This window comes from Halorientalis sp. IM1011, from assembly GCF_001989615.1.
Lineage (GTDB): Archaea > Halobacteriota > Halobacteria > Halobacteriales > Haloarculaceae > Halorientalis.
In genome coordinates this window covers 314,878-337,325 of record NZ_CP019067.1, presented here as the reverse complement: position 1 = coordinate 337,325, position 22,448 = coordinate 314,878, and the positions used below count along the sequence as shown (strand labels likewise).

Annotated in this window: 24 protein-coding genes and 1 tRNA gene; 13 read left to right on the top strand and 12 right to left on the bottom strand. The window is 66.9% G+C overall.

Going from position 1 to position 22,448, the window contains the following annotated elements; all coding sequences use genetic code 11:
• Position 1: 1 nt before the first annotated feature.
• From BV210_RS01760 to BV210_RS01750, 3 genes are all read left to right on the top strand, one after another.
• Positions 2-1,012 carry a hypothetical protein gene (locus BV210_RS01760; protein ID WP_077204980.1) on the top strand — a complete coding sequence of 337 codons (1,011 nt, stop codon included), beginning with the start codon at positions 2-4 and terminating at the stop codon, positions 1,010-1,012.
• Between the two features lie 82 nt (positions 1,013-1,094).
• Positions 1,095-1,856: an ABC transporter ATP-binding protein gene (locus tag BV210_RS01755; RefSeq protein ID WP_077204979.1), complete on the top strand. Its 762-nt coding sequence runs from the start codon at positions 1,095-1,097 to the stop codon at positions 1,854-1,856.
• Between the two features lies 1 nt (position 1,857).
• On the top strand, positions 1,858-3,486 hold the full coding sequence (locus BV210_RS01750; protein ID WP_077204978.1) for a hypothetical protein: 1,629 nt from the start codon (positions 1,858-1,860) through the stop codon (positions 3,484-3,486).
• A 48-nt stretch (positions 3,487-3,534) separates the two neighbouring features.
• Here BV210_RS01750 and BV210_RS01745 read toward each other — a convergent pair whose 3' ends face one another.
• From BV210_RS01745 to BV210_RS01725, 6 genes are all read right to left on the bottom strand, one after another.
• The gene (locus BV210_RS01745; protein ID WP_077204977.1) at positions 3,535-4,704 is read right to left on the bottom strand and encodes a zinc-dependent alcohol dehydrogenase; all 1,170 of its coding nucleotides are present in this window, start codon (positions 4,702-4,704) and stop codon (positions 3,535-3,537) included.
• 13 nt (positions 4,705-4,717) lie between these two features.
• Positions 4,718-5,464 (bottom strand): SRPBCC family protein, encoded by a 747-nt coding sequence (locus tag BV210_RS01740; RefSeq protein WP_077204976.1) that lies wholly within the window; start codon positions 5,462-5,464, stop codon positions 4,718-4,720.
• A 181-nt stretch (positions 5,465-5,645) separates the two neighbouring features.
• On the bottom strand, positions 5,646-6,227 hold the full coding sequence (locus BV210_RS20440; RefSeq protein WP_216640636.1) for a hypothetical protein: 582 nt from the start codon (positions 6,225-6,227) through the stop codon (positions 5,646-5,648).
• 80 nt (positions 6,228-6,307) lie between these two features.
• On the bottom strand, positions 6,308-6,463 hold the full coding sequence (locus BV210_RS19630) for a hypothetical protein (protein WP_157525750.1): 156 nt from the start codon (positions 6,461-6,463) through the stop codon (positions 6,308-6,310).
• 252 nt (positions 6,464-6,715) lie between these two features.
• Positions 6,716-8,989, bottom strand: coding sequence for a CDC48 family AAA ATPase (locus tag BV210_RS01730; protein WP_077204975.1), 2,274 nt, complete (start codon positions 8,987-8,989; stop codon positions 6,716-6,718).
• Positions 8,986-9,225, bottom strand: coding sequence for a hypothetical protein (locus BV210_RS01725; protein ID WP_077204974.1), 240 nt, complete (start codon positions 9,223-9,225; stop codon positions 8,986-8,988). Before BV210_RS01725 ends, BV210_RS01730 begins: the two co-directional genes overlap by 4 nt.
• 157 nt (positions 9,226-9,382) lie before the next feature.
• On the opposite strand from BV210_RS01725, the gene BV210_RS01720 reads away from it, so the two are divergent.
• Positions 9,383-10,156 carry an alpha/beta fold hydrolase gene (locus BV210_RS01720; protein WP_077204973.1) on the top strand — a complete coding sequence of 258 codons (774 nt, stop codon included), beginning with the start codon at positions 9,383-9,385 and terminating at the stop codon, positions 10,154-10,156.
• 88 nt (positions 10,157-10,244) lie between these two features.
• Positions 10,245-10,916, top strand: a complete 672-nt coding sequence (locus tag BV210_RS01715; RefSeq protein WP_077204972.1) for a glycerophosphodiester phosphodiesterase — start codon at positions 10,245-10,247, stop codon at positions 10,914-10,916.
• A gap of 52 nt (positions 10,917-10,968) precedes the next feature.
• Here BV210_RS01715 and panB read toward each other — a convergent pair whose 3' ends face one another.
• Positions 10,969-11,775: a 3-methyl-2-oxobutanoate hydroxymethyltransferase gene (panB, locus tag BV210_RS01710; RefSeq protein ID WP_077204971.1), complete on the bottom strand. Its 807-nt coding sequence runs from the start codon at positions 11,773-11,775 to the stop codon at positions 10,969-10,971.
• Between the two features lie 152 nt (positions 11,776-11,927).
• Here panB and BV210_RS01705 point away from each other — a divergent pair, with 152 nt between their 5' ends.
• Positions 11,928-12,107 carry a DUF5822 domain-containing protein gene (locus BV210_RS01705; RefSeq protein ID WP_077207931.1) on the top strand — a complete coding sequence of 60 codons (180 nt, stop codon included), beginning with the start codon at positions 11,928-11,930 and terminating at the stop codon, positions 12,105-12,107.
• Here BV210_RS01705 and BV210_RS01700 read toward each other — a convergent pair whose 3' ends face one another.
• Positions 12,108-12,641, bottom strand: coding sequence for an HAD family hydrolase (locus BV210_RS01700; RefSeq protein WP_077207930.1), 534 nt, complete (start codon positions 12,639-12,641; stop codon positions 12,108-12,110). It lies immediately after the preceding gene.
• 124 nt (positions 12,642-12,765) lie between these two features.
• Between BV210_RS01700 and BV210_RS01695 the strand changes: the two genes are divergently transcribed.
• On the top strand, positions 12,766-13,077 hold the full coding sequence (locus tag BV210_RS01695; protein ID WP_077204970.1) for a hypothetical protein: 312 nt from the start codon (positions 12,766-12,768) through the stop codon (positions 13,075-13,077).
• Here BV210_RS01695 and BV210_RS01690 read toward each other — a convergent pair.
• Positions 13,074-14,198, bottom strand: coding sequence for an acyl-CoA dehydrogenase family protein (locus BV210_RS01690; RefSeq protein ID WP_077204969.1), 1,125 nt, complete (start codon positions 14,196-14,198; stop codon positions 13,074-13,076). The genes BV210_RS01695 and BV210_RS01690 overlap by 4 nt on opposite strands.
• Positions 14,199-14,258: 60 nt before the next feature.
• Complete coding sequence (locus BV210_RS01685; protein ID WP_077204968.1) at positions 14,259-14,759, bottom strand: multiprotein-bridging factor 1 family protein; 501 nt, start codon at positions 14,757-14,759, stop codon at positions 14,259-14,261.
• 163 nt (positions 14,760-14,922) lie between these two features.
• Between BV210_RS01685 and BV210_RS01680 the strand changes: the two genes are divergently transcribed.
• A tRNA-Leu gene (locus tag BV210_RS01680) sits at positions 14,923-15,007 on the top strand.
• 520 nt (positions 15,008-15,527) lie between these two features.
• Positions 15,528-16,913, top strand: a complete 1,386-nt coding sequence (locus BV210_RS01675) for an FAD-dependent oxidoreductase (protein WP_077204967.1) — start codon at positions 15,528-15,530, stop codon at positions 16,911-16,913.
• A gap of 27 nt (positions 16,914-16,940) precedes the next feature.
• Here BV210_RS01675 and BV210_RS01670 read toward each other — a convergent pair whose 3' ends face one another.
• Positions 16,941-17,573, bottom strand: coding sequence for a response regulator (locus BV210_RS01670; protein ID WP_077204966.1), 633 nt, complete (start codon positions 17,571-17,573; stop codon positions 16,941-16,943).
• A gap of 480 nt (positions 17,574-18,053) precedes the next feature.
• Here BV210_RS01670 and BV210_RS01665 point away from each other — a divergent pair, with 480 nt between their 5' ends.
• From BV210_RS01665 to BV210_RS01650, 4 genes are all read left to right on the top strand, one after another.
• Entirely contained in the window at positions 18,054-19,193 is a 1,140-nt protein-coding gene (locus tag BV210_RS01665) for a S1C family serine protease (RefSeq protein ID WP_077204965.1), read from the top strand.
• Positions 19,194-19,261: 68 nt separating this feature from the next.
• Entirely contained in the window at positions 19,262-19,822 is a 561-nt protein-coding gene (locus BV210_RS01660) for a DUF420 domain-containing protein (protein ID WP_077204964.1), read from the top strand.
• Positions 19,823-19,946: 124 nt separating this feature from the next.
• On the top strand, positions 19,947-20,468 hold the full coding sequence (locus BV210_RS01655) for an Lrp/AsnC family transcriptional regulator (RefSeq protein WP_077204963.1): 522 nt from the start codon (positions 19,947-19,949) through the stop codon (positions 20,466-20,468).
• Between the two features lie 225 nt (positions 20,469-20,693).
• The gene (locus BV210_RS01650) at positions 20,694-20,984 is read left to right on the top strand and encodes a hypothetical protein (protein WP_077204962.1); all 291 of its coding nucleotides are present in this window, start codon (positions 20,694-20,696) and stop codon (positions 20,982-20,984) included.
• A gap of 5 nt (positions 20,985-20,989) precedes the next feature.
• Here BV210_RS01650 and purF read toward each other — a convergent pair whose 3' ends face one another.
• Entirely contained in the window at positions 20,990-22,435 is a 1,446-nt protein-coding gene (gene purF, locus BV210_RS01645; protein ID WP_077204961.1) for an amidophosphoribosyltransferase, read from the bottom strand.
• Positions 22,436-22,448: the final 13 nt, after the last annotated feature.

The following is a 22,448-nucleotide window of genomic DNA, read 5'->3' as shown; positions in this document are numbered from 1 at the left end:
CATGAACCTCGACGAACTCCAGTCTGTCCGGGACCGCGAGCGCCAGAGCGACAGCCTCCAGCAGCTGCGGGACACCTTCTACGCGGACGCGGGCGAGTTGATCCAGAACCTGCGTGCGGAGCGCGACCGGGCGGCCGAGCAGGCCGACGACCCCTTCGACGATCCGGAGGTCAACCGGATCACCAACAACATCAACACGGCCGAGCAGACCGTCGAGGCGATCTACGAGCGCCGCGTGGGCAAACTCGTCAAGATGGCCTCCTTCGCCGCGGCGGACATGCCCACCGAGGACGAGGGTCTGACCGCCGAGGAACGCGAACTGTTCGAGGAGATGGTCGCGTCCATCGAGACCAACCGCGATCGGGTGTTCGCCGTCCTCGACGGCGAGGATCCCGACGCCGTCGACACGTCGGCCGCGACGCCGGACGCTGTCGGCTCGGACGCCGATTCGACCGCGCCCGATCCGTCGAGCACCGATGCGCCTGATCCGACCGGAGAACCGGGCCAGTCCACCGGCGTCGACGCCGCGGATCTGATGGGAAGCGGGGAGGACGCACCGACGGCCGGGAAACCCGAAGGCGAATCGGCCGCTAGCGACAGCGGCGAGGATTCGGACCGTCCAGTCCCGCCACGGGAAGCGCCTCCGGAGGGGGCGGAGCCCGACCCCGACTACGCAGCACCCGAATCGGTGGCCGGGAACGGGGGCGACGAACCCGGCGACGCCATCGGACGGAGCGGCGACGAGTCAGCGAGTTCGGCGTCGCGGCCCGAAACCGCGGGCGCTACGGACGGGGGACCGGACCCGCGTTCGGACGGCGGGGCGACGGGGGCGAATGGCGACGACGCGTCGGGCGTCGACCGCCGGACGGTCCGGATCACCCGCGACGTGGGCGAGATTCTCGGCGTGGACGAGCGGGCTTACGACCTGGCCAGCGACGACGTGGTGACGCTCCCGGCCGCCAACGCCGAGCCGCTGGTCGAACGGGACGCCGCGGAACCGCTCGATCGGTAGGCGGTGTCGCCGGCCGCCGGACCGTCCCGGATCGGTGTGTCTCCGGACGATTGATACCGCTGGAGGCAGTCAGTTCAGGGCGATGCCCGCCGCCATCGAGACGGAGGCGTTGACCAAGGCCTACGGTGACGTGACGGCCCTGTCGAACCTCGACCTCTCGATCCCACAGGGAACCGTCTACGGGTTTCTCGGCCCGAACGGCGCGGGCAAGACCACGACCATGCGGATCCTGACGACGCTGACCGCCCCCAGTAGCGGCGACGCCTGGATCGAGGGCGACCACGTCGCCGACCGGGACGCGGTCGTCGAGCACGTGGGCTATCTGCCCGAGCAACCGCCGGTGTACGACGAGTTGACTGCCCGCGAACAGCTCTCCTATCTCGCGGATCTGCGCGACCTCGGTGACGCCGAACGCGACCGGATCGACCCGCTGCTGGAGCGGGTCGGCCTGCTCGGGGACGCCGACGCCCCGATCCGCACCTACTCGAAGGGGATGCGCCAGAAGACCGCGCTGGCGGGCACAGTACTGGGCGACCCCGACGTGCTCTTTCTGGACGAACCGACCAGCGGACTCGACCCGCGGGCCGCCCGCACGGTCAGGGATCTGCTCGCCGAGTTGGCCGACCAGGGGCGGACGGTCTTTCTCTCGACGCACGTCCTCCCGGTCGTGGAGGAACTGGCCGACCGCGTAGGCGTCCTCAACGAGGGGCGACTCGTCGCCGAGGGGACGCCGACCGAACTACAGCACCGCGCCGAGACCGGGGCCGAACGGGGACTGGAGGACGCGTTCCTCGATCTGACAGCCGAACTGGGCCACCCGGGCGAGGCCGCCCTGGAGGACTGAGATGGCGGGCCGACTGGTGACGGACCTGCAACACGGCGTCCGGATCGCCGAAGTCGAGGTCCGCCGGAGCGTCCGGGCGATCCTCGTCAGTCGCCGACAGCTCGTGGGGATCGCGCTGTTGCTCGTGCTGTTCTCGCCGGTCCTGTCATCGCTCCTGTCGGGCGGGTACGCGCTCGGGGTGCGGTTCCGGAACGGGACGGACCTGCCGGTCGTCGAACTCGCGCGCCCACAGGTCGTCGCCTGGGTCGGGTCGCTCGCCGTCGTGTTCTCCCTCCGGGCGCTCGAACGCGCCGGTGACGCCGACCACGCCGACCTGCTGTTGACGACCGTCCGACCACGGGCGATCGTCACCGGCCTCGTCCTGGCGGAGTACGTCCGCGTCGTCGCCGTGTTCGGGGGTCCCATCGTGGCTGCGATTACGGCCTTCGCACTGGGAGCTGGGACACCGCTTTTGCTCCCAGTCGCCGCCGTCGGCGTCCTGCCGCTGCTGGCGCTCGGGCTGACCGGCGGGTTCGTCCTCGGCTACCTCGTCCGGCTCGGGTACCGACGGGTGGGCTGGTCGAACCCCTCTGGCGCGTGGGCGAGTCTCCTCGTCGCCGGGGCGATCGTCGTCGGTGTGAACGTGCTGGCTCCGACTGACCCCAGCAGATTACTGGAATCGCTCGCGCCGCTCGGGGCCGTCCCGGTCGGCCCCTACGCCGATCTGTTGCTCGCCGCGTCGCCGGTGGCCGTGACCGTCGGCACGCCGTCGCTGATCGCTGCCGGTATCGTTCTGGGAGCGATCCCGTGCTTGCTGGCGGCCACCTGGTACCTCGCCCCCGCGATCTGGTACGCCGATCCCCCCGTGTCCGACGAGGGAAGCGTGCGAGCGCGCCTCTCCCGGGCGGCGATGCCGAACGCCCTCGCCGGCCGGCGGGTCACGCGACTCGTCTGGTGGCAGTGGGTCCGCGGCGTCCGCGCGCCCGCCCGGTTCGTTCACCTGACGTACTTCCTGTTCATGGCCTTCCCCATCGGACAACTGGCCGTCTCGAACCCCCGGTCGCCAATCCTCCCCGTGTTCGTCGCCGTCCTCGGCGCGTTCCTCGCCGGCGGGACCTTCGGGCTGAACCCGCTGGGCGACGAGGGCTCGATGCTCCCCGCCGTCCTCACCACGCCCTCGCCCGGCCGGACGCTCGTTCGCGCACGCATCCTCGCCGGGGCCCTGCTGTGGCTCCCGCCGACGCTGCTGGTCGTCTCCCTGACCGGGTGGTACGGCGTCATCGATCCGGTGAGTCTCGTGTACGTGCTGGGGTTCACCCTCGTCCTCACGGGCTTTAGCTGTCTGCTGGCGCTGGGGCTGGGCGCGTTCGCGCCACGCTTCGAGGCCGTTCGCGCGTTCGGCGGCGTCGAGGCCCCTACACCGACGACGGTCGCGCTGCTGGGCCACTCCTTCTCGACGACCGTCGTCGCCCTCGTCGGCCTCGCCGCCGTCTTCGCCCCCGTCGTCGTCGACCTGCCGATGTTCGCCGGTGGATCGGCCCGGCTGGTCCGGGCCGTCGCCTTCCTCGCCTGGTCGTCCCTGCTCGCGCTGGCCGGTCTCGGCTGTTACCGCTACACCGTGGCCCGACTGGATCGATACACCTACGAGTGATCGACCGGGGGAAAGCAGGCGCTGTGGCGGTTTCTGAACCGTAATTCGCTACGGCGTCAACACGACCTTGATACAATCGTCCGCTTTGTCGTTGAACGTCTCGTAGAGTTCCGGCCCCTTTCCGAGGTCGGCCTCGTGGGTGACGACGAAGGAGGGGTCGATCTCCCCATCTTCGATCGTCTCCAGCAGCGGTTCGAGGTAGCGCTGGACGTGGGTCTGGCCGGTCTTCACCGTCAGTCCCTTGTTCATCAGCGGGCCAAAGGGGAAGTTGTCCATCCGGCCGACGTAGACGCCGGGGACCGAGAGGGTCCCGCCCTTCCGACAGCACCGGATCGCCTCCCGGAGGACGTATGGCCGGTCGTCCTCCAGTTTCACCGAGCGTTTCACCCGGTCGGAGGCGTCGAGGAGGCCGGTGCCGTGGGCGTCGGTTCCGACCGCGTCGATACAGCTGTCCGGTCCGCGGTTCCCGGTCAACTCCATCAGCCGGTGGTAGACGTCCTCCTCGGAGTAGTCGATGGTCACGGCGTCGCCGTGTTCGCGGGCCATCGCCAGCCGTTCGGGGAACCGGTCGATGGCGATCACCCGATCCGCACCGAGCAGTTGAGCGCTCTGGATGGCGAACTGGCCGACCGGCCCACAGCCCCAGACCGCCACCGTGTCGGCGGGGTCGATGTCGGCGTTCTCGGCGGCCATGTAGCCCGTCGGGAAGATATCCGAGAGGAAGAGGAGCTGCTCGTCGGAGAGATCCGACTCGACCTCGATCGGTCCTACGTCGGCATAGGGGACCCGGAGGTACTCCGCCTGCCCGCCGGCGTACCCCCCGAGCATGTGGGAGTAGCCGAACAGGCCGGCCGGCGAGTGGCCCATGACCTCGCGGGCGATCTCGGCGTTGGGGTTGGAGTTGTCACAGAGTGAGTAGAGGTCGTTCTCGCAGAACCAGCACTCCCCACAGCTGATCGTGAACGGGACGACGACCCGATCCCCCACTTCGAGCGTCTCGACCTCCTCGCCGACCTCGATCACCTCGCCCATCGGCTCGTGGCCGAGCACGTCGCCCTCCCGCATCGACGGCACGCGGCCGTGATAGAGGTGGAGGTCGGAGCCACAGATCGCGGTCGCCGTGACCTCGATTATCGCGTCCGTCGGGTTGACGATCTCGGGCCGGGGGACGTCTTCGATCCGAACGTCCTGCTTGCCGTGCCAGGTGAGCGCTCTCATCGCCACACCTCCGTCACAGTCGATCACCTCGTCCTCGGCCGGACGGGTTCCCCTGGAGCGTCGGGATCGACCCGCTCTCGACGAGGCTCTTGAACCGGGATAGCGCCACGCCGGCGAGTTCCCTGGGGACGAGACCGAGTCGCCGCAGCGCCGCGTCGCCGAGCGGGCCACCCGGCGGATCGAACCGGAGCGTGAGCGTCACGTCGGTCCCCCGGTCGCCGGTCGCCTCGCGGAAGCGAACCTCGCCCGCGTTCGAGAGTATCGCCTTTGCCGGCGTCTCCCAGCGGACGATCTCGCCGGGGTCGGACTCCACGACCTTCGTCTCCCAGGAGACCATCCGGCCGAGCGGCCCCTTGACGGTCCAGTGAAACCGGTCCTCGTTCGAGGGAGTGACCTCGGCGAAGTGGCCCATCACCTCCGAGAACACAGTCGGGTCGCGCCAGGCCTCGTAGAGGTCGTCGGCCGACTTCCCGATCGTGATGGAGCGGCTGACGGCCATCGTGTCGCCGCCGGAATCACCCTCGCTCCGCGAGCGATATCGCTTCGGCAACGCACGGGATAGCAACCAGCCGCCGGCGAGCGCCATCGCGATTCCGCGCGCCGAGCGCCGCCGGAGGCCGCGGACGAGGAGCGCGAGGCCGATCACCCCCGACGCACCGCGTGTCACTCTGTCCGAAAGCGGTACCGTCCCCGTCGTCTCGTCGTCCTGCGATCGACCGTTCTCCCGTTCGTGTCCGGTATCCTGTGATCGTATCGCCATTGAACTGTCCTCGCTGGGTTCCTCGCAGCCACCCGGTCGACGGCGGAGTGGCCGGCGGTACGGCAATCGGTTCCGTCCGGGGGAAGGACACTCCAGGGGTTAGCGCCGCTGCCTGCACCTGCCGGCGCGTTTAACCGATGCGCGTCAGCTCATGGGTGGCGGCGCAGAATCGAATGATCAGCTACCCGGTTTGCAGTTCGCGAAAGGACAGATCGAGTCGCCCGCCGAGCGTGTAATCACTCTCCAACCAGTCGCCGGTTCCGAGGTCCACCGTCGCGTCGACGAACAGCTCCGATCCGTTATCGGCCCCCGGCCTGACGAGCAACTCTAGCGTGCTGATGGTCTCGTCGGCCAGATCGTCCAGATCCGTGATCTCGATGCGCTGGCCCTGCTTCCGGTCCGGAACCGAGAGCGTGAGTTCGGGCGGCGGCGAGCTGTCGCCGGAGACCGGCGAGACCACCGCGACCTCGGCGGCCGCGTCCCGCGGCGGCATCCACACCCGGAGCGTGATCGCGTCCACGGTGGTTCCCTCCCGGTGCCAGATCTCGAAGGGCAGTTCGATCACGCCGTCGTCGACCCGGCCGTCGACGCCGACTTTCGCGATCTCTTCGCCATCCGCGGTGAAACTGAGATGCTTCCGGTGACTGGATTCGCCCCTTACTGTGGGATCCGAGAGCGTCTCTGCCTTCCCCGGCGCGCTACACCCCGCCGTCGCGACCGCGCCGGCACTGCCTGCGAGTCCGAGGAACGCGCGTCTGTTCATGGCGGGTTCTCACGGGCGTCACTGAAACCGTTAGTGATGGGTCAAAGACACGCTTGAGTATCCGAAGCTGGAGTGCGATCTCATCGGCCGGTGACCGGTTCCCGGAATGCGAGCAGCGTGAGGGCGACTGCGAGCCAGAATATCACGATTCCGACGCTGAGGACGAGCAACACTACTCGTACGACCCAGTGCATATGGTCGAACCGATCGGGGACGGGCGGCGTCGGGTCGTCCATGCGATCCCATTCCCCGACAGCATAAGGATTTGACCGAGAATACGGATACAGAAGACACGCACCGATACAAGCATCCGCGCCGAGCGCAGCGAGGCGCGGTTCACCGTCAGAGCGAAGCTCTGACGAGCACCCGCTCGTTCCCCAAGGTCACTCGCGGGAACACCGCGAGCGCCGGAGGCGCTCGGGGCTTTTTCCCCAAGTTTTTGCTTCGGGGGTCGCCGGCGGCGACCCCCCGACGTAAAAAGTGGGGTCCTATTGGAAGGTCCGGCTGACCGTCTCTTCCTCGACCGCGGGTTCGGCCGTGTCGAAGCGATCTTCGATCTCGTCGTAGCGCTCGCGGGTCTCCTCGTCGACGCTGGCACCGACCTGATCGAGCGCGTGCTCGAAGTGGTCCATCGTCACGCGGACGTTGCCCACGCTCTCACCGACCTCTTCGGGGGAGACGCTGTTGATGAACTCCCGGGAGGCGGCCATGGAGGCCTCGCGGGTCAGCGCCTCGATGTCGGCACCGACGTAACCCTCGGTCTTGCGGGCCAGCGCGTCCAGATCCACGTCGTCGGCCAGGGGCTTGTTCCGGGTGTGGACCTCGAGGATCTTCCGGCGGCCGTCCTCGTCGGGGACGGGGACGTGGACGTGGCGGTCCAGCCGACCGGGGCGCAGGAGCGCCGAGTCGATCAGGTCCGGCCGGTTCGAGGTGGCGATCACGACCACGTCTTCGAGGGCCTCGATGCCGTCGAGTTCGGTCAGCAGCTGGGAGACGACGCGCTCGCCGACGCCGGAGTCGGTCGCCTGCCCGCCGCGCTCGCCCGCGATCGAGTCGATCTCGTCGAAGAAGATCACGGTCGGTGCGTTCGCCCGTGCCTTCTCGAAGATCTCGCGGACGCCCTTCTCGGACTCGCCCACGAACTTGTTCAGCAGTTCGGGGCCCTTGACCGAGATGAAGTTCGACTGGGCCTCGTTGGCGACGGCCTTCGCGAGCAGCGTCTTCCCCGTGCCCGGCGGGCCGTACATGAGGACGCCCTTGGCGGCCTGCATGTCCATCGTGTCGAACACCTCGGGGTACTCCAGAGGCCACTGGATGGTCTCCCGGAGCCGCTCTTTGGTGTCGTCGAGACCGCCCACGTCGTCCCACGTGGTGTCGGGGACCTCGACGAACACTTCACGGAGCGCGGAGGGTTCGATCCCCTTCAGCGCGTCCTTGAAGTCGGCTTCGGAGACCTGCAACCGTTCGAGGACCTCCGCGTCGATCTCCTCACTCTCCAGGTCGAGTTCGGGGCGGATGCGCCGGAGCGCGTTCATCGCCGACTCCTTGGTCAGCGATTCCAGATCCGCGCCGACGAACCCGTGGGTGTTCTCGGCGTACTGATCGAGGTCGATCCCGTCGGCCAGGGGCATCCCGCGGGTGTGGACCTGCAGGATCTCCTTGCGGCCGTCCTTGTCCGGGACGCCGATCTCGATCTCGCGGTCGAAGCGGCCGCCTCGGCGCAACGCGGGGTCGATGCTGTCGACCCGGTTGGTCGCGCCGATGACGACCACTTCGTTGCGCTCGTCGAGGCCGTCCATCAGCGAGAGCAACTGGGCGACGACCCGGCGCTCCACGTCGCCGGAGGTCTCGCCGCGCTTGGGCGCGATGGAGTCGATCTCGTCGATGAAGACGATGGCCGGGGCGTTCTCTTCTGCCTCCTCGAACACCTCACGGAGTTGCTCCTCGCTCTCCCCGTAGTACTTCGACATGATCTCGGGGCCCGAGATGTTCGTGAAGTAGGCGTCGATCTCGTTGGCGACTGCCTTGGCCATCAGGGTCTTCCCCGTGCCCGGCGGGCCGTGCAGGAGGACGCCTTTCGGCGGCTCGATGCCGAGCTGCTGGAACAGCTCGGGGTGGCGCATCGGGAGTTCGATCATCTCCCGGACCTGTTCGAGTTCGTCGTCGAGGCCGCCGATGTCCTCGTAGGTGACGTTCGGGGTCTCCTGGCTGGCCGCGCCGCCGCCGCGCTCGCCGACGATCTGCTCGGCGGGCTTCTCGCTCACCTGGATGTCCGTCGAGTCGGTGACGACCACGGTTCCAGAGGGGTCAGTCTCGGCGATCTTCAGCGGGATCTTCTGGCCGGACATCGACGAGAGGGGGCCGAGGCCGAGCGAGAACGGGACCGTCTGCCCGGTCGTGACGGCCTGTCCGGAGAGCTTGTTTCGGATGTGGGGTCCGACGTTGCCCCGAACCCGGAGGTTCTGGGGGAGCGCGACCGTGATCGAGGTCGCGGGCTGGACGTCGGCGTCTTCGACTTCGACGGTGTCGTCGATGCCGACGTTGGCTTCCTGGCGGAGCTGGCCGTCGATCCGCACGACGTCCTGACCCTCGTCCTCGGGGTAGCCGGGCCAGACGCGAGCGACTGCGCGGCCGCTGTTCTGACCCTCGATGACGATGTAGTCGCCGTTCTCGACGCCCATCTCGGACATGGCCGCGCGGTCGATGGCGGCCAGGCCGCGACCCGCGTCCTTCTGCTTCAGGGGCTTGACGGTGAGTCTCATGCGTTCACCTCGACAGTGAGGACGCCATTTTTCATAAACGCTTGCGCGTTCTCGCCCTCTTCGACGTCGAACTCGTACTGCTCGTCGTCGGCGACGACGATCGCGGTGTCACCGACCAGATCGACGCTGGCGTCCCGACCGACTCCGACGTCCGCCACGAACACGACCGCACCGTCGTCGTACTCGCGCCGACCGACGGGACCCTCCTCCGCTCTGAACTGCTCTTGGTCATTCATACTAACTCTAAGTTAGCTCCTATAGTATATAAATCTGTCGCCGACAAACCGGCAAAGGGCGGCGGGGTAGCTTCTGAACGGGTGTCTTGCGGTTCAGGGCAGACGTCGATCAGGGAGTCCCGTCGGGCTTTAAATCGCTGTCGAGCCAAGGGTCGGCATGGCGACGGTGACACACGACGGTCGCGAGACGGCGTACTGGGTCGACGAGTTGGGCGCGGACGGACCGGTCGTCCTGTTCGTGCACGGGAGCGGGCAACGCCACGACGTGTGGCGCGAACAGACCGGTCGAGAGGGCTACACCGCCGCGACACTCGATCTCAGCGGTCACGGCGAGTCCGAGGACGTCGACACGGAGGCCGGTCCCGAGACCATGGCCGCGTACGTCGAGGACGTGGCGGCGGTGGCCCGCGAGGTCGACGCCGACGTGATCGTGGGCCACTCGCTGGGCGGGGCGGTCGTCCAGACGCTCGTCCTCGAAGACGCCTACGACCCCGAGGCGGTCGTCCTCGCGGGCACGGGCGCGAAACTCGGCATCGGCGAGGACGTTGGCGCGCTGCTGGGCGACGACGTCGAACCCATCCTCCAGTTCATGCGGTCGGCGAACGTCCTCTTCGAGGACACCGACCACCCGGCCGCGGGACCCACCGACGACCTCATGCGGGAGGTCGGTATCCGGATGTTAACCCGGGACCTCTCGACCTGTGACACCTTCGACGTGCGCGACCGACTGGACGAGATCACAGTGCCGGCGCTCTGTATCGTCGGCGACAACGACTCGCTGACCCCGCCGACCTTCTCGGAGTACCTCGTCGAGAATCTCCCCGATGCCGAGTACGCCGAGGTACCCGGCACGAGTCACATGGCGATGCTTGAGAATTCCGAGGCGTTCAACGAGGGACTGGACGCGTTCCTGACGGATCGGGTCCGCTGAGGACCCAACAGTTGCGAGTACACGCACCGACTGATGGCCGACGACTCGGCCGGAACAAATTTGCCGCTCGACGGGGGATACTGGGTCAATGCGGCTCGTTGCCCATCGCGGCTTCGACGAGCAGTACTCGGCGAACACGGTCGCAGCCGTGGAAGGGGCGGTTCCACACGCGGACATGATCGAACTCGACATCCACCGGTGTGCGTCGGGCGAACTCGTCGTCGCGCACGACGCGCTCGTGGACATCGGCCTCGACGGTGTCGACCATGTGGACGAATTGACCGCGTCGGAACTCGCCGCGCTCGACGCCCACGGCGGCGAAGGGATCCAGACTCTCGCCGCCGTTCTCGACTCGATCCCCGCCGACGTGGGCGTCAATCTGGAACTCAAAGAGTCCGATATCACCGAGCAGGCCCTCTCGATGGCCGAATCGACGCCACACGAGGTCATCGTCTCGTCGTTCGACCCCGAGGCACTCCGTGGCGTCCACCCCGAAAGGCGTGCGGACGTGGATCTGGCTTACGTCCTCGGACTGACACCGAACGACGACCTCACGGTCGCGCGGGAGCTCGATTGTGGGTACGTCCACCCGAACGCGTGGCAGTGCCTGCTGACCGGCGTCGTCGGCGCCGCTCACGACGCGGGACTCGGGGTCAACGCCTGGACCGTCGACTCCAGGCCCGGTGCCTGGGCGCTCCAACGACGCGGCGTCGACGGACTCATCGCGAGTTCCCCGCACGTGACCGAATGGGTCGAATGAACCCCGGAGGTCGACCGCCGCGTGAGGCCTCTGTTCCGGTCCGCGGTGGGACTCAGTACAGATCGTCGACGTCGTCCTCGTAGTGGCTGTGCTCCTCGGCCGGGAACTCGCCGGATTCGACGGCGTTCTTGTATCCCGCGATGGCCTCACGCATCTCGCCGCGCACGTCGCCGAAGGCCTTCGAGAAGGGGGCCACGCCCTCGCTCAGGCCGATCACTTCGTCGACGGTGAGGACCTGCCCGTCACAGTCCGGGCCCGCGCCGATGCCGATGGTGGGGATGTCGATGGCCTCGGTGACGGCCGCGCCGACGTTGGCCGGGACGTGTTCGAGGACGAGCGAGAACGCGCCGGCGTCCTCGTGGCGCTCGGCCAGGTCGACGATTCGCCGGGCCGCCTCCTCGTCGGTCCCCTGCCGGAACAGGCCGGTCTCGTTCTCGCGCTGGGGCGTCAGTCCGAGGTGGGCCTGCACGGGGACCCCGATCTGGGTGAGTCGGCGGGTCAACTCGACGGTGTGGGGGCCGCATTCGAGTTTCACCCCGTCGGCGTCGGCCTCCTTGAGCATCCGGCCGCAGTTCTCGACGGCCTCGTCCTCGTCGGCGCCGAACGAGAGGAAGGGCATGTCGGCCAGCACCATGGCGTCCTCGGTGACGCGCGCGACGGCGGCCGTGGCGCTCTCGATCTCTGCCATGGTGACCGGGAGCGTCGACTCGTAGCCCAGTCGAAGATTCCCGATGGAGTCGCCCACGAGGGCGATGTCGACGCCGACCTCGTCGACCAGTTCGGCCGTCGGGGCGTCGTAGGCGGTCAGCATCGTGATCGGCTCCTCGCCGGCCTTCGCGCGGATGTCCTTCGCTCGCATATCACGGAGTCGGTCGGCCGGGACCTAAACGTGTCCGATACGCCCGGACCGACAGAGGCATATTCGGACCGGTCCCAGCGGTTTGTGTGGCACCGATCGACCGCGAACCGGCCGAGACGACCGACCCCGACGGGGTCGACTACGGCTGGGTGATGCAGGTCACTTTCGTCACGACCATCGTCGTCGGCGCGCCGCTGGTCGCGATGCTCGCGGTCGTCGTCGAACTCCAGACGTGGGCGGCCCGCGCGAACTTCGCCGTCAGGGTCGGTGCGGTCGTCTGGTTCTGCACGGCTATCGCCGTCTTCCTCTACGCCCGGCGCGAGCAGACCTGACTACTCCACGGCGAACTCCCGGACGTACACGTAGTCCGTCCCCGCCCGCCGGGCAGTCTCCTCGTCGCGCTCCGAGTCACCGACGAACAGCGTCGACTCGGGGGAGGCACCCAGTCCCTCCACGGTCGTCAGAAGGGGTTCCGGATCGGGCTTCTCGGTCGCCACGGAGTCTCGGCCCACGATCACGTCGACGCTCCCGTCGAGTCCGTAGGTCTCCAGTGCGATCCGACAGGCCGACTCCGAGTTCAGCGAGCAGACGCCGACCGGCCGCTCGGCCGGGACAGTCTTCGAGAGTGGGAGTCGGCGCGACGTGCGCGCGCCCTCGCGCTCGAACTCGGCGATGGTCTCCTCGACCAGCCGCCGGTAGCCCGCCTCCTCGGACAGTTCGAGCATCGACCACAGGTCCGCGCCGTCCACGTCGACCCCGCGGGGGCGCAGGACCGCGGCGACCTCGCGGCGGACTTCCTCCCAGTCCACGTCGAGGTGGACCAGCGTTCCGTCGAGGTCGTAGACCAGCGCGTCGTACTCCTGTATCACGGCCGGCGGTATGAGTCGGCCGAAAATAGCCCCTTCGGTGCCCCGTCCGGACTACCGACCCGGCAAACTGTCAGACCCGAACGCTTTCGGGCCGGCCCGGCGAACCCACGGACCGAACGGAATGAACGAGTCCGACGCGCAGGTCCTCCGGATCTTTCTGGTGTGGGAGCTCGGGGCGCTCCTCGTGCTGTTCGGGATCGTCGCCGGCACGTTCGTCGGGATCGAGACGCCGGCCTCGCCGTACGACCGGTCGCTTCGGCTCGCGGCGCTCGTCTTCTTCGCCGTCGAACTCCTGATCCCGCTCGTTGTGTACCTCGACACGCGTGGCCGCGAGGACGTAGACGAGATCTGGGTTCACGTCTCGGCCATGCCGATAGTCAACGTCGTCGGTCTACTGGGATATCTGGACGCTCGCAAACGCGCCCGCGACTAGAGCAGTTCGCGGGCGATCACGTCCTTCTGAATCTCGGTCGTCCCCTCGTAGATGGTCGTCACCTTCGCGTCGCGGTAGAACCGCTCCACGTCGAAGTCTTTTGTGTAGCCGTAGCCACCGTGGATCTGGACGGCCTCGCCGGTCACGTCGACGGCCCCCTCGCTGGCGAAGTACTTGGCCATGGCCGCGGCCGAGCGTACTTCGTCACCCGCGTCGGCGCGCCGCGCGGCGTCGAGTGTCAGCAGGCGACCCGCCTGCACAGTCGTCTGCATCTCCGCGAGTTTGTGCCGGATCGCCTGGAAGTCGCCGATGGGCTGGTCGAACTGCTCGCGCTCGCCCGCGTAGTCGACCGCCGCGTCCAGCGCCGCCTGCGCCAGCCCGACCGACTGGGCGGCGATGCCGATGCGTCCGCCGGTCAGGATCGACAGCGCGGCCGAGAGCCCCCGTCCCTCCTCGGTCAGGCGGTACTCGGCGGGGATCCGCGCGCCGTCGAACTCAAGCGTCGTCGTGTCGCTCGCGCGCAGGCCCAGCTTGTCCTCTTTCTTTCCGACGGAGAGGCCGTCGGTGTCCTTGGGGACGAGAAACTGCGTCACACTTCCAGGATCGTCACGGTCGGTCTTGGCGAACAGGACGACAACGCCCGAGCGCTCGCCGTTGGTGATCCACTGCTTGGTGCCGTCGATGACGTACTCGTCGCCGTCGCGGCGGGCCTCGGTCGTCATCTCCGCCGGGTTCGAACCAGCGCCGGGTTCCGAGAGCGCGAACGCGCCGACGGGTCGACCGTCGACCATCTCGGGAAGGTACTCCTCGCGGAGGGATTCGCTGCCGAACTGACGGATACAGGAGGTGGCGAGGCAGTGGACCGACAGGGCGGTCGCGACCGCCAGCGTGCCGTACGCGACGGCCTCGTTGACGACGGCGTAGGTCACCCGGTCGGCGTCGTAGCCGCCGTACTCTTCGGGGACGGTCAGGCCAGTCAGATCGAGGTCGGCCAGGCCGTCCCACACGTCTTCGGGGAACTCGCCGGTTTCGTCGGCTTCGCGCGCGACGGGGCGGATCTCTTCCTCGGCGAACTCCCGGACGGTGTCCCGGATCGCTTCCTGTTCGGGCGAGAGGTGCATACCGCTATCTGGGAGGCGTGGGACAAAAACGAACGGGACCGCCGGATCGCAGGCGGCCGATCAGGATTCGGCGAGGTCGACGTCGAGTCGATCTTCGAGTTTGGAGATGACGGAGCCGCCGACGCCGGCCTGGGTGGCGCGGCCCTGTTCGACGGCGAGCAGGTCGGATTCGTCGATGTCGAGTTCCTCGGCGAGTTCTTCGAGCTGGAGGCCGGCGTCCTGGCGAGCGCTGGTGAGGCGCTTGCCGTAGTCGGTGACGAGGTAGGGTAGCTGGTCGTCCTCGTAGTCGGTGCCGCCTTCCTCCCAGTGGGTGGAGTCCCCCGTGCGTGCGTCGTCGATGCGGGCGGTGTTCTGGGCCGCGCGGCGCTTGCGGTCGCTGTCGCTTCTGCTGTCGTCGTCGGAACTGTCGCTCGTGTCGTCGCCGTGCTGTGCACAGTCGGCACAGACTTCGAGTCGGGCCCCGGCGACGTTCGCCGTGCGGAGGTCCGCGTCCTCCGCGCCGCAGAGTTCGCAGTTCCCGCCGGCGTTTCCGCCCGCGCCGCCGGTCGAGTATTTGGCCATACGGGCGGTAATAGCTGCCCCGTATTTGAAAGGTCCGTTTCCGACACTGACCTACTCGCGACTACTCCTCGGATCGGTGACTGGTCGACCGGACTCGCCGTCGGCAAACGAAAGCCCTTTTATCCGGCCACGGATACCGATTGAGTGCAGACAGACACACGGTGCGTGGGTAGCCAAGCCAGGCCAACGGCGCAGCGTTGAGGGCGCTGTCCCGTAGGGGTCCGCCGGTTCAAATCCGGTCCCACGCACTCATCTGCGGGCTCTGCCCGCAAACTTCGGCGGCGATGCCGCCGGAACGAGTGCGGGTGCACTCCCCTTGGGACTGCATCCACGCAAATTCCTTTCGGAGCAAATAGGTGAGCGATAGCTGGGTTTCTCTGTTGTCAAGAATGCCAACGGCGCAGCGTTGCGGGCGCTGTCCCGGAGGGGTCCGCCGGTGAGCGGTGCGAGCCGAACGTAGTGAGGCCTCGACCGCGAACGCCGTCACGAGCGAAGCGACGTGACGGAAGTTCAAATCCGGTCCCACGCACTCATCTGCGGGCTCTGCCCGCAAACTTCGGCGGCGATGCCGCCGGAACGAGTGCGGGTGCACTCCCCTTGGGACTGCATCCACGCATATTCCTCTCGAAGCTACCTGGTGAGCGACGGCTATCGAGTTCGGCTGAGGCGTCTCCTGCCGTCGAAATTCTATTTCGGTGGTCGTCGATACCTGATCGAAAAGGAGCCAGTTATCCGTGGTGAGTGTCGACGTGGGTACGACGGCCATACATGTCTGGCAACTACGATCTGGTTATCGTCGGCGGCGGAATCAGTGGTGCATCGCTCCTGTACACGACGGCGAAGTTCACCGACATCGACTCGATCGCGCTGATCGAGAAGGAGTCGGAGATCGCTGCGATCAACTCCCACCGGTCCAACAACTCCCAGACCCTCCACTTCGGCGACATCGAGACCAACTACACCCTCGAAAAGGCCGAAGAGGTCAAGGAAGGCGCTGAACTGCTCGCGGGCTACCTGGAGAACTACGACGCCGACCGCGAGATGCATTCCAAACGGAGCAAGATGGTGCTCGGCGTCGGCGACGAGGAGGTCGACTCCCTGCGAGACCGGTACTACGACGAGGGCTTCGGCGACCTCTATCCGAAACTCCAGCCGATCGGCCGCGACGAGATCGCGGAGATCGAACCCAACGTCGTCGCGGGCCGGGACCCCGACACCGAGATGCTCGCGCTCCAGACGCCCGACGGGTACGTCGTCGACTACGGGATGACGGCCCAGTCCTTCGTCGAGGAAGCCAAAGAGGAATCGGGCGTCGACGTCCACACCGGGACGGAAGTCACGGACATCACCCCGACGACGGACGGCTACACGATCGAAACGGACGACGGCCGCTTCGACGCCGACGCGACCGTCGTCGCCGCCGGCTCACACAGCCTCCAGATGGCGAAGGAACTCGGCTACGGCGAGGACAAGGTCCTGCTCCCCGTCGCGGGCTCCTTTTTCCTCGCCGATGACTTCCTGAACGGGAAGGTGTACACCCTCCAGATGAAGAAGCTCCCGTTCGCGGCGGTCCACGGGGACGCCGACGTGCACGATTCGAGCGTCACGCGATTCGGCCCGACCGCGAAACTCGTCCCGACGCTTGAGCGGGGCCGCCTCTCGACGGTCGGCGACTTCCTCGACGTGTTCGGCCTGAACGCGTCCGCGTTCCTCAGCTACGCCAACATCCTCTCGGATCGGATCCTGCTGCCGTACGTCCTCCGGAACCTCGTGTACGACCTGCCCGAGATCGGTCGTCGGCAGTTCCTCCCACAGGTTCAGAAGGTCGTCCCGAACGCCGAACTCGACGACATCGAGCGCGCGGAGGGGTACGGCGGCGTCCGGCCCCAGATCGTCGACACGAGCGAGAAGTCCCTCGACATGGGTGAGGCCAAGATCGTCGGCGACGACGTCATCTTCAACATCACGCCCTCACCGGGTGCCTCGACCTGCCTCAAGAACGCGATGCGGGACACGCACACGCTACTGGACTTCCTCGACGACGACTACGAGTTCGACGAGGATGCGTTCCGCGAGGATACGATCGACAACTTCCCCCGTGGGGACCGCGACGACGGGTCCTCGGGCGACGAGATCCCGGCGATGACCGACTGAACTACGACCCTGGGCTACCGAGAGCGGTTACTCGGCCTCGTCCTCGTCGATACCGGGGATGTCGGGTACGTCCCGGTCGTTCGAGGCGTTCATCTCGGTCACTTTGATGGTGCCGGACACGTCCGAGAAGCTCTCTTCGAGGTCGGACATGTCGACGCCGACCTGCTCGCGGCGGTCGGCGAGGCGCTGTTTGATCTGGGTGTACTCCTCGCTGGCCTCCAGTTCCGCACTGGATTTCTCCGTTTCCAGTGTCGCCTTCTTCGAGACCAGTGCGAGGAACCGGCGGAAGTCGTCGTCGTAGGTCGCGCGTTCGAGCATCTCCGCGACGACTTCGTTCAGTTCCTCGCGCTCGATGGGTTTGACGAGGTACTCGTCGAAGCCCATGTCGATGATGTCGAAGTCCGGATCGACGGCGGTCAGCATGACCACCCGGCAGTCGAGCTGGCGGGACTCGATCTCTTCGAGGACGGCGTCGCCGGACACTTCGGGCATGCGCCGGTCCAGCAGCACGACGTCGACGCTCTCGCCGAGTTCGTCGAGCGCCTCTTTGCCGTTGTACGCGGTCCGGACGTCGTACTCGTCCGAGAGAAACGCGGTATAGGTGTTCGCGATAGCCCTGTTGTCGTCCACGACGAGGACGACCGGTGATTCCTGACTCATCGCTCGATCACGCCGTACTGGCAGGCACCCAACAACACCACGTATTCGCGAACCATCCTTGTTCCTCGTATGACCGCAAGTCAAGAAATAGATTGGGGGGAATACACGGTCCGAGGCGGGCTCGTTTCGGTGTGGCGGTAATTTTCGCCGAATACGGGCCGATATTTCCAGTCACACCGGCCCGCTATCGGACTGCGATCGGTACCGACCCCCCACACGACCCGTCCTGTTCTCAATAGAGATAATTGCTCAGGTACGTTTATCACTCCCGACTCCAGAGTAACAGTTGCTGGCACAGTGGTGGCGTACTGAACCCACCACCTACCCACCCCACCCACCCCACACCCACCCTACTTTCGCCCCTTCGTCCCCACCCCCACCCCACTTCCTCCCTCACTCGTACGACACCACGGAGTCGCGACGGTAGCGGTCGCCGAGTGGACCGCCGGTCTTTATCCACCCCGCTCCTAACGACCCCGTATGGGTAGCGAGCAGTTGACGCGGCGGCGGTTGCTGGCGGCTGCGACCGGCGTCGCCGCCGGTGTCGCTGGCTGTAACACGCCGAGATCGGACACGTCGTCGGGAAACGTCTCGAATCCGGACGGGACGGAGTTGCTGAACTCGACGCCCGAGTCACGGTCAGTCTACACCGACGTGTACAGAGAGACCATCGACTCCGTCGTTCTGATCCGGGTCTACGCGAACTCGCGCGGCCGCGTGGGCGAAGGATCCGGGTTCGTCTACGGCGACGGCCGCTATATCGTCACCAACGAGCACGTCGTGACGGACACACAGGGAGCCGTCCTCGAACCGGGCACCGTCTTCGACGACATCCGGGTCCAGTTCACCGACGGCCAGTGGCGAACCGCCGAGGTCGTCGGCACGGACGCCTACAGCGACCTCGCCGTCCTCGACGTCCCGGACGTCCCCGATTCGGCGACGCCGCTCTCGCTCATCGGAGGCGAAATCGCCATCGGCCAGCCAGTTATCGCGATCGGAAACCCGCTCGGCTACACCGGTTCGATGACGACCGGCGCGGTCAGCGGCGTCGACCGGTCCCTGCCCGCGCGCAACAACTTCCGGATCCCGGATGCGATCCAGACGGACGCGCCGGTCAACCCCGGCAACAGCGGCGGGCCGCTCGTGACCCTCGACGGCGAGGTCGCGGGCGTCATCAACTCCGGCGGCGGCGACAACATCGGCTTCGCCATCTCGGCCGCGCTGATGGAACGGGTCGTCCCGTCGCTGATCGAGACCGGCGACTACGAGCACTCGTTCATGGGGGTCACCCTCACCAGCGTCACGCCGCTGCTCGCCGAGGCCGAGGGACTCTCGGACGCCGACGGGGTCTACATCGACAGCGTCCGTCCGAACGGTCCCGCAGAGGACGTCCTCCAGGGGTCGAGTGGAACCGCGACCATCAACGGGGTCCGGGTACCGACCGGCGGTGACGTGGTGGTCCGGATGGGTGACCAGCCGATCCGGAGTCAGGAGGAACTCTCGACCTATCTCGCGCTGGTGACCAGTCCGGGCGACACCATCCCCGTAGAAGTCATCCGCGACGGGAGCCGGACCACCGTCCAGCTCACGCTCGGCGAGCGGCCGGAACCCTACGCCTGAGCCTCGTTCTCTCGCCGGCCCCAGCCCGAACGGAAACGCCCATCCCGATTCGGTCCGTATCGCCGGCCATGGAACTGCGCGCGCGAGACCGCGTTCCCGAGTTGACCGGCCTGTTGACCGCCGTGGCGCTCGCGCTGGTGTTCGGTGCCGTCCTCGGCTGGATCCCCCGGGCCGCACTCCCCCGGGCCCCCGAGTGGGTGCTCGCGGCCATCCCCCACGTCAACGCCGCCGTGAGCGTCCTCGCCATATTCGTCATCCTCGCCGGCTGGCGCGCGATCCGCCGCGGGCGGGTCACGCGTCACCGCAACGCCATGCTCGCCGGCCTCGTCCTGTTCGCCACCTTCCTCGGACTCTATCTCTACCGGGTGACCCTCGAAGGTCCCTCCGGCTTCCCGGGTCCGGCCGCCGTCGAGCAGTTCGTCTACCTCCCGATCCTCGGGATCCACATGCTACTCGCCATCGTCTGTATCCCGCTTCTCTTTTATGTCCTCTTGCTGGCGCTGACCCGACCCACCAGTGAACTCTCGGGGACGAACCATCCACGGGTCGGCCGCGTGGCCGCGACGCTGTGGCTCGTCTCCTTCGCCCTCGGGACCGTCGTCTACCTGCTGCTGTACGTGCTGTTCTGAGCGACGACACTGTCGCTACACCTGCGATCCGAACCCGTCCGGCCTCCTGTTGGTGACCACCACGAACCCACTCCTAGGGACGCCGGGAATCAGCTTTTCCGGCTTCACGGCGACAGAGATAGCCATGGGGCGCGAGCTGGACGATATCGACCGGAGTATCCTCTATCTCCTCCAGCAGGACGCGCGAAACACGACGGCACAGGAGATCGCCGACACCGCAGGCGTCTCCGCGAGCACCGTCCGCAACCGCATCGAACGGCTGGAAGACGACGGCATCATCCGCGGCTATCACCCCGAGATCGACTACGAGGCGGCCAACCTGCCCCTCCAGTTGACCTTCGTCGTCACCGCCCCGCCCAGAGAACTCCAGCACTACTCCGAACAGATCCGGGGAATTCAGGGAATCATCGACGTGCGCGAGATGCTCACCGGCCGTCGCAATCTCTTCGTCGACGCCGTCGGCACGAGTTCGAAGGACATCACTCGTATCACCGACACGATCCACGACCTCGGCGTCGAGATCGAGAGCTCCGAGATGATGCGCCGCCGTCACGTCCAGCCGTTCAACCACTTCTTCCTGCAGGGGAGCGAGGAGACGGAAGCACGCGACGACGACGACGAATTCGACGACGCGGACTCGACGTAGTTCAGTGCCGAGGCGTCTGTTGTATCCACAGGAAACGTCCAGCAGGAGCGACATTCCGGCAGCGGTCGATGTGGAATCTGCCCGGCAATCCCGTCTCGGATGCGTTATCCGCAACCTGATCGTTCACGTCCACAACAACGTTATACGTGTTTGTACCTGTTTATTTCGGGAGGGACGGCAGCACCCGAGTTCCGAGCGTTCGGGCCAGCCCGACCGAGTGATTCAATGAACGACACGACATACGAAGCGCTGGCGAACGAACGACGGCGGGAGGTATTGATCGATCTGCTGGACGAGAACCCCCGGTCAGACGGAGTCGCAGGTCCGACGGCGACGAGTCGGGACGAGCGCGACACAGAGCCAGCCGGAGTCGAACTGTATCACGTCCACCTCCCCAAACTCGAATCGTACGGCCTCATCGAGTGGCATCGAGACTCCTCGGAGATCGTCAAGGGACCGCGGTTCGAGGAGGCCCGCCCCGTGCTCGAACTCGCGGCCGAGTACGCCAACGGATAACCGTTCTAGTCGTCCGCGCTCGCAGCCGTCCCGATGGCGGGCCGGTCGACGTCGCGGTCTTTCGCCTCGCCCTCGATATCGTAGGGGTACTCCCCGGTGACACAGCCGAGACAGAGGTCGGCTTTCGACTTCGCGAGCGCGTCGGCGACCGAATCGATGGAGAGGTAGGACAGCGAGTCGGCCCCGATCTCGTCTCGGATGTCGTCGACCGACTGGTCGGCCGCGATCAACTCCTCGCGGGAGGCCATGTCGATCCCCATGTAACACGGGGCGACGATGGGCGGCGCACCGATCCGGACGTGGACCTCCTCGGCTCCGGCGTCGTACAGGAGCTGTACGAGTTGATTCGAGGTGGTCCCCCGGACGATGGAGTCGTCGATCAGCGTCACGGTCTTGCCCTCGACCGTCGACTTGATCGGGTTGAGCTTCAGCCGCACCGCCCGCTCGCGTTCGTCCTGAGTCGGCATGATGAAGGTTCGGCCGACGTAGCGATTCTTCATCAGCCCCTCGGCGAACTCGACGCCGTCGGCCTCGGGGTCCTCGTTTGCCGCCTCGGCGTAGCCCGAGGCGAACGCACGCCCGGAGTCCGGAACCGGCATCACCACGTCGCTGTCGATGCCGCTTTCCTCCCAGAGCGCGCGTCCGAGGTCCCGCCGCACCTCGTAGACGAGTTCGTCGTCGATCACCGAGTCGGGTCGCGCGAAGTAGACGTGCTCGAAGAAGCAGTGGGCCGTGTTCTCGGGTTCGACGAGCTGGTAGGTGTCGTAGCCCGTCCCGTCGCTGTGGAGGACGACGAGCTCGCCCGGCCGCACGTCACGGATCAACTCGCCGTCGAGCGTGTCGATGGCCGCCGACTCGGAGGCCAGCACGTAGCCGTCTTCGAGTTCGCCGATACAGAGCGGCCGGTTGCCTTCGGGGTCGCGCACGCCGAGCACGGTGTCGTCGTGCATGATCGTCAGCGAATAGGACCCGTGGATCCGGCTCATCGTCCGCTTGACCGCGCGCACGAGGTCCTCCTCGAGGAGGTTCCGCGCCAGATCGTGAGCGATGACCTCCGTGTCGCCGTCGGAGGTGAAGGCGTGGCCCAGTTCGGCCAGTTGATCGCCCACCTCGTCGGCGTTGACGAGGTTGCCGTTGTGGCTCAGGCCGAGCGAGCCGCTCTTGAAGGATACGGAGAACGGCTGGGCACAGCTCGCGTTGACGCTGCCGGCGGTGGGGTACCGGACGTGGCCGATCCCGTGTGAGCCGTTCAGGTCTTCGAGGTCACCCTGTTCGAAGGCGTCGCCGACGAGGCCCATCTCGACGTGGGAGTGCTGCTGGAAGCCGTCGTGGGTGACGATGCCGGCGGACTCCTGGCCGCGGTGCTGGAGGGCGTACAGAGAGTAGTAGAGGGGGCGGGCGGCGTCCCGGTCTGCTAGCGATACACCGACGACGCCGCACTTCTCGTGCATGGTGGGTGGTGGG

Bases quoted from the DNA above. Each gene is read 5' to 3' on its own strand.
- BV210_RS01725 (WP_077204974.1), bottom strand. From the start codon at position 9,225: ATGAATGACCAAGAGCAGTTCAGAGCGGAGGAGGGTCCCGTCGGTCGG.
- BV210_RS01650 (WP_077204962.1), top strand. From the start codon at position 20,694: ATGAACGACACGACATACGAAGCGCTGGCGAACGAACGACGGCGGGAG.
- BV210_RS01670 (WP_077204966.1), bottom strand. From the start codon at position 17,573: ATGAGTCAGGAATCACCGGTCGTCCTCGTCGTGGACGACAACAGGGCT.
- BV210_RS01695 (WP_077204970.1), top strand. From the start codon at position 12,766: ATGAACGAGTCCGACGCGCAGGTCCTCCGGATCTTTCTGGTGTGGGAG.
- BV210_RS01730 (WP_077204975.1), bottom strand. From the start codon at position 8,989: ATGAGACTCACCGTCAAGCCCCTGAAGCAGAAGGACGCGGGTCGCGGC.
- BV210_RS01720 (WP_077204973.1), top strand. From the start codon at position 9,383: ATGGCGACGGTGACACACGACGGTCGCGAGACGGCGTACTGGGTCGAC.
- purF (WP_077204961.1), bottom strand. From the start codon at position 22,435: ATGCACGAGAAGTGCGGCGTCGTCGGTGTATCGCTAGCAGACCGGGAC.
- BV210_RS01750 (WP_077204978.1), top strand. From the start codon at position 1,858: ATGGCGGGCCGACTGGTGACGGACCTGCAACACGGCGTCCGGATCGCC.
- BV210_RS19630 (WP_157525750.1), bottom strand. From the start codon at position 6,463: ATGGACGACCCGACGCCGCCCGTCCCCGATCGGTTCGACCATATGCAC.
- BV210_RS01705 (WP_077207931.1), top strand. From the start codon at position 11,928: ATGCAGGTCACTTTCGTCACGACCATCGTCGTCGGCGCGCCGCTGGTC.
- BV210_RS01665 (WP_077204965.1), top strand. From the start codon at position 18,054: ATGGGTAGCGAGCAGTTGACGCGGCGGCGGTTGCTGGCGGCTGCGACC.
- BV210_RS20440 (WP_216640636.1), bottom strand. From the start codon at position 6,227: ATGAACAGACGCGCGTTCCTCGGACTCGCAGGCAGTGCCGGCGCGGTC.
- BV210_RS01755 (WP_077204979.1), top strand. From the start codon at position 1,095: ATGCCCGCCGCCATCGAGACGGAGGCGTTGACCAAGGCCTACGGTGAC.
- BV210_RS01715 (WP_077204972.1), top strand. From the start codon at position 10,245: ATGCGGCTCGTTGCCCATCGCGGCTTCGACGAGCAGTACTCGGCGAAC.
- panB (WP_077204971.1), bottom strand. From the start codon at position 11,775: ATGCGAGCGAAGGACATCCGCGCGAAGGCCGGCGAGGAGCCGATCACG.
- BV210_RS01740 (WP_077204976.1), bottom strand. From the start codon at position 5,464: ATGGCGATACGATCACAGGATACCGGACACGAACGGGAGAACGGTCGA.
- BV210_RS01660 (WP_077204964.1), top strand. From the start codon at position 19,262: ATGGAACTGCGCGCGCGAGACCGCGTTCCCGAGTTGACCGGCCTGTTG.
- BV210_RS01760 (WP_077204980.1), top strand. From the start codon at position 2: ATGAACCTCGACGAACTCCAGTCTGTCCGGGACCGCGAGCGCCAGAGC.
- BV210_RS01685 (WP_077204968.1), bottom strand. From the start codon at position 14,759: ATGGCCAAATACTCGACCGGCGGCGCGGGCGGAAACGCCGGCGGGAAC.
- BV210_RS01655 (WP_077204963.1), top strand. From the start codon at position 19,947: ATGGGGCGCGAGCTGGACGATATCGACCGGAGTATCCTCTATCTCCTC.
- BV210_RS01690 (WP_077204969.1), bottom strand. From the start codon at position 14,198: ATGCACCTCTCGCCCGAACAGGAAGCGATCCGGGACACCGTCCGGGAG.
- BV210_RS01675 (WP_077204967.1), top strand. From the start codon at position 15,528: ATGTCTGGCAACTACGATCTGGTTATCGTCGGCGGCGGAATCAGTGGT.
- BV210_RS01745 (WP_077204977.1), bottom strand. From the start codon at position 4,704: ATGAGAGCGCTCACCTGGCACGGCAAGCAGGACGTTCGGATCGAAGAC.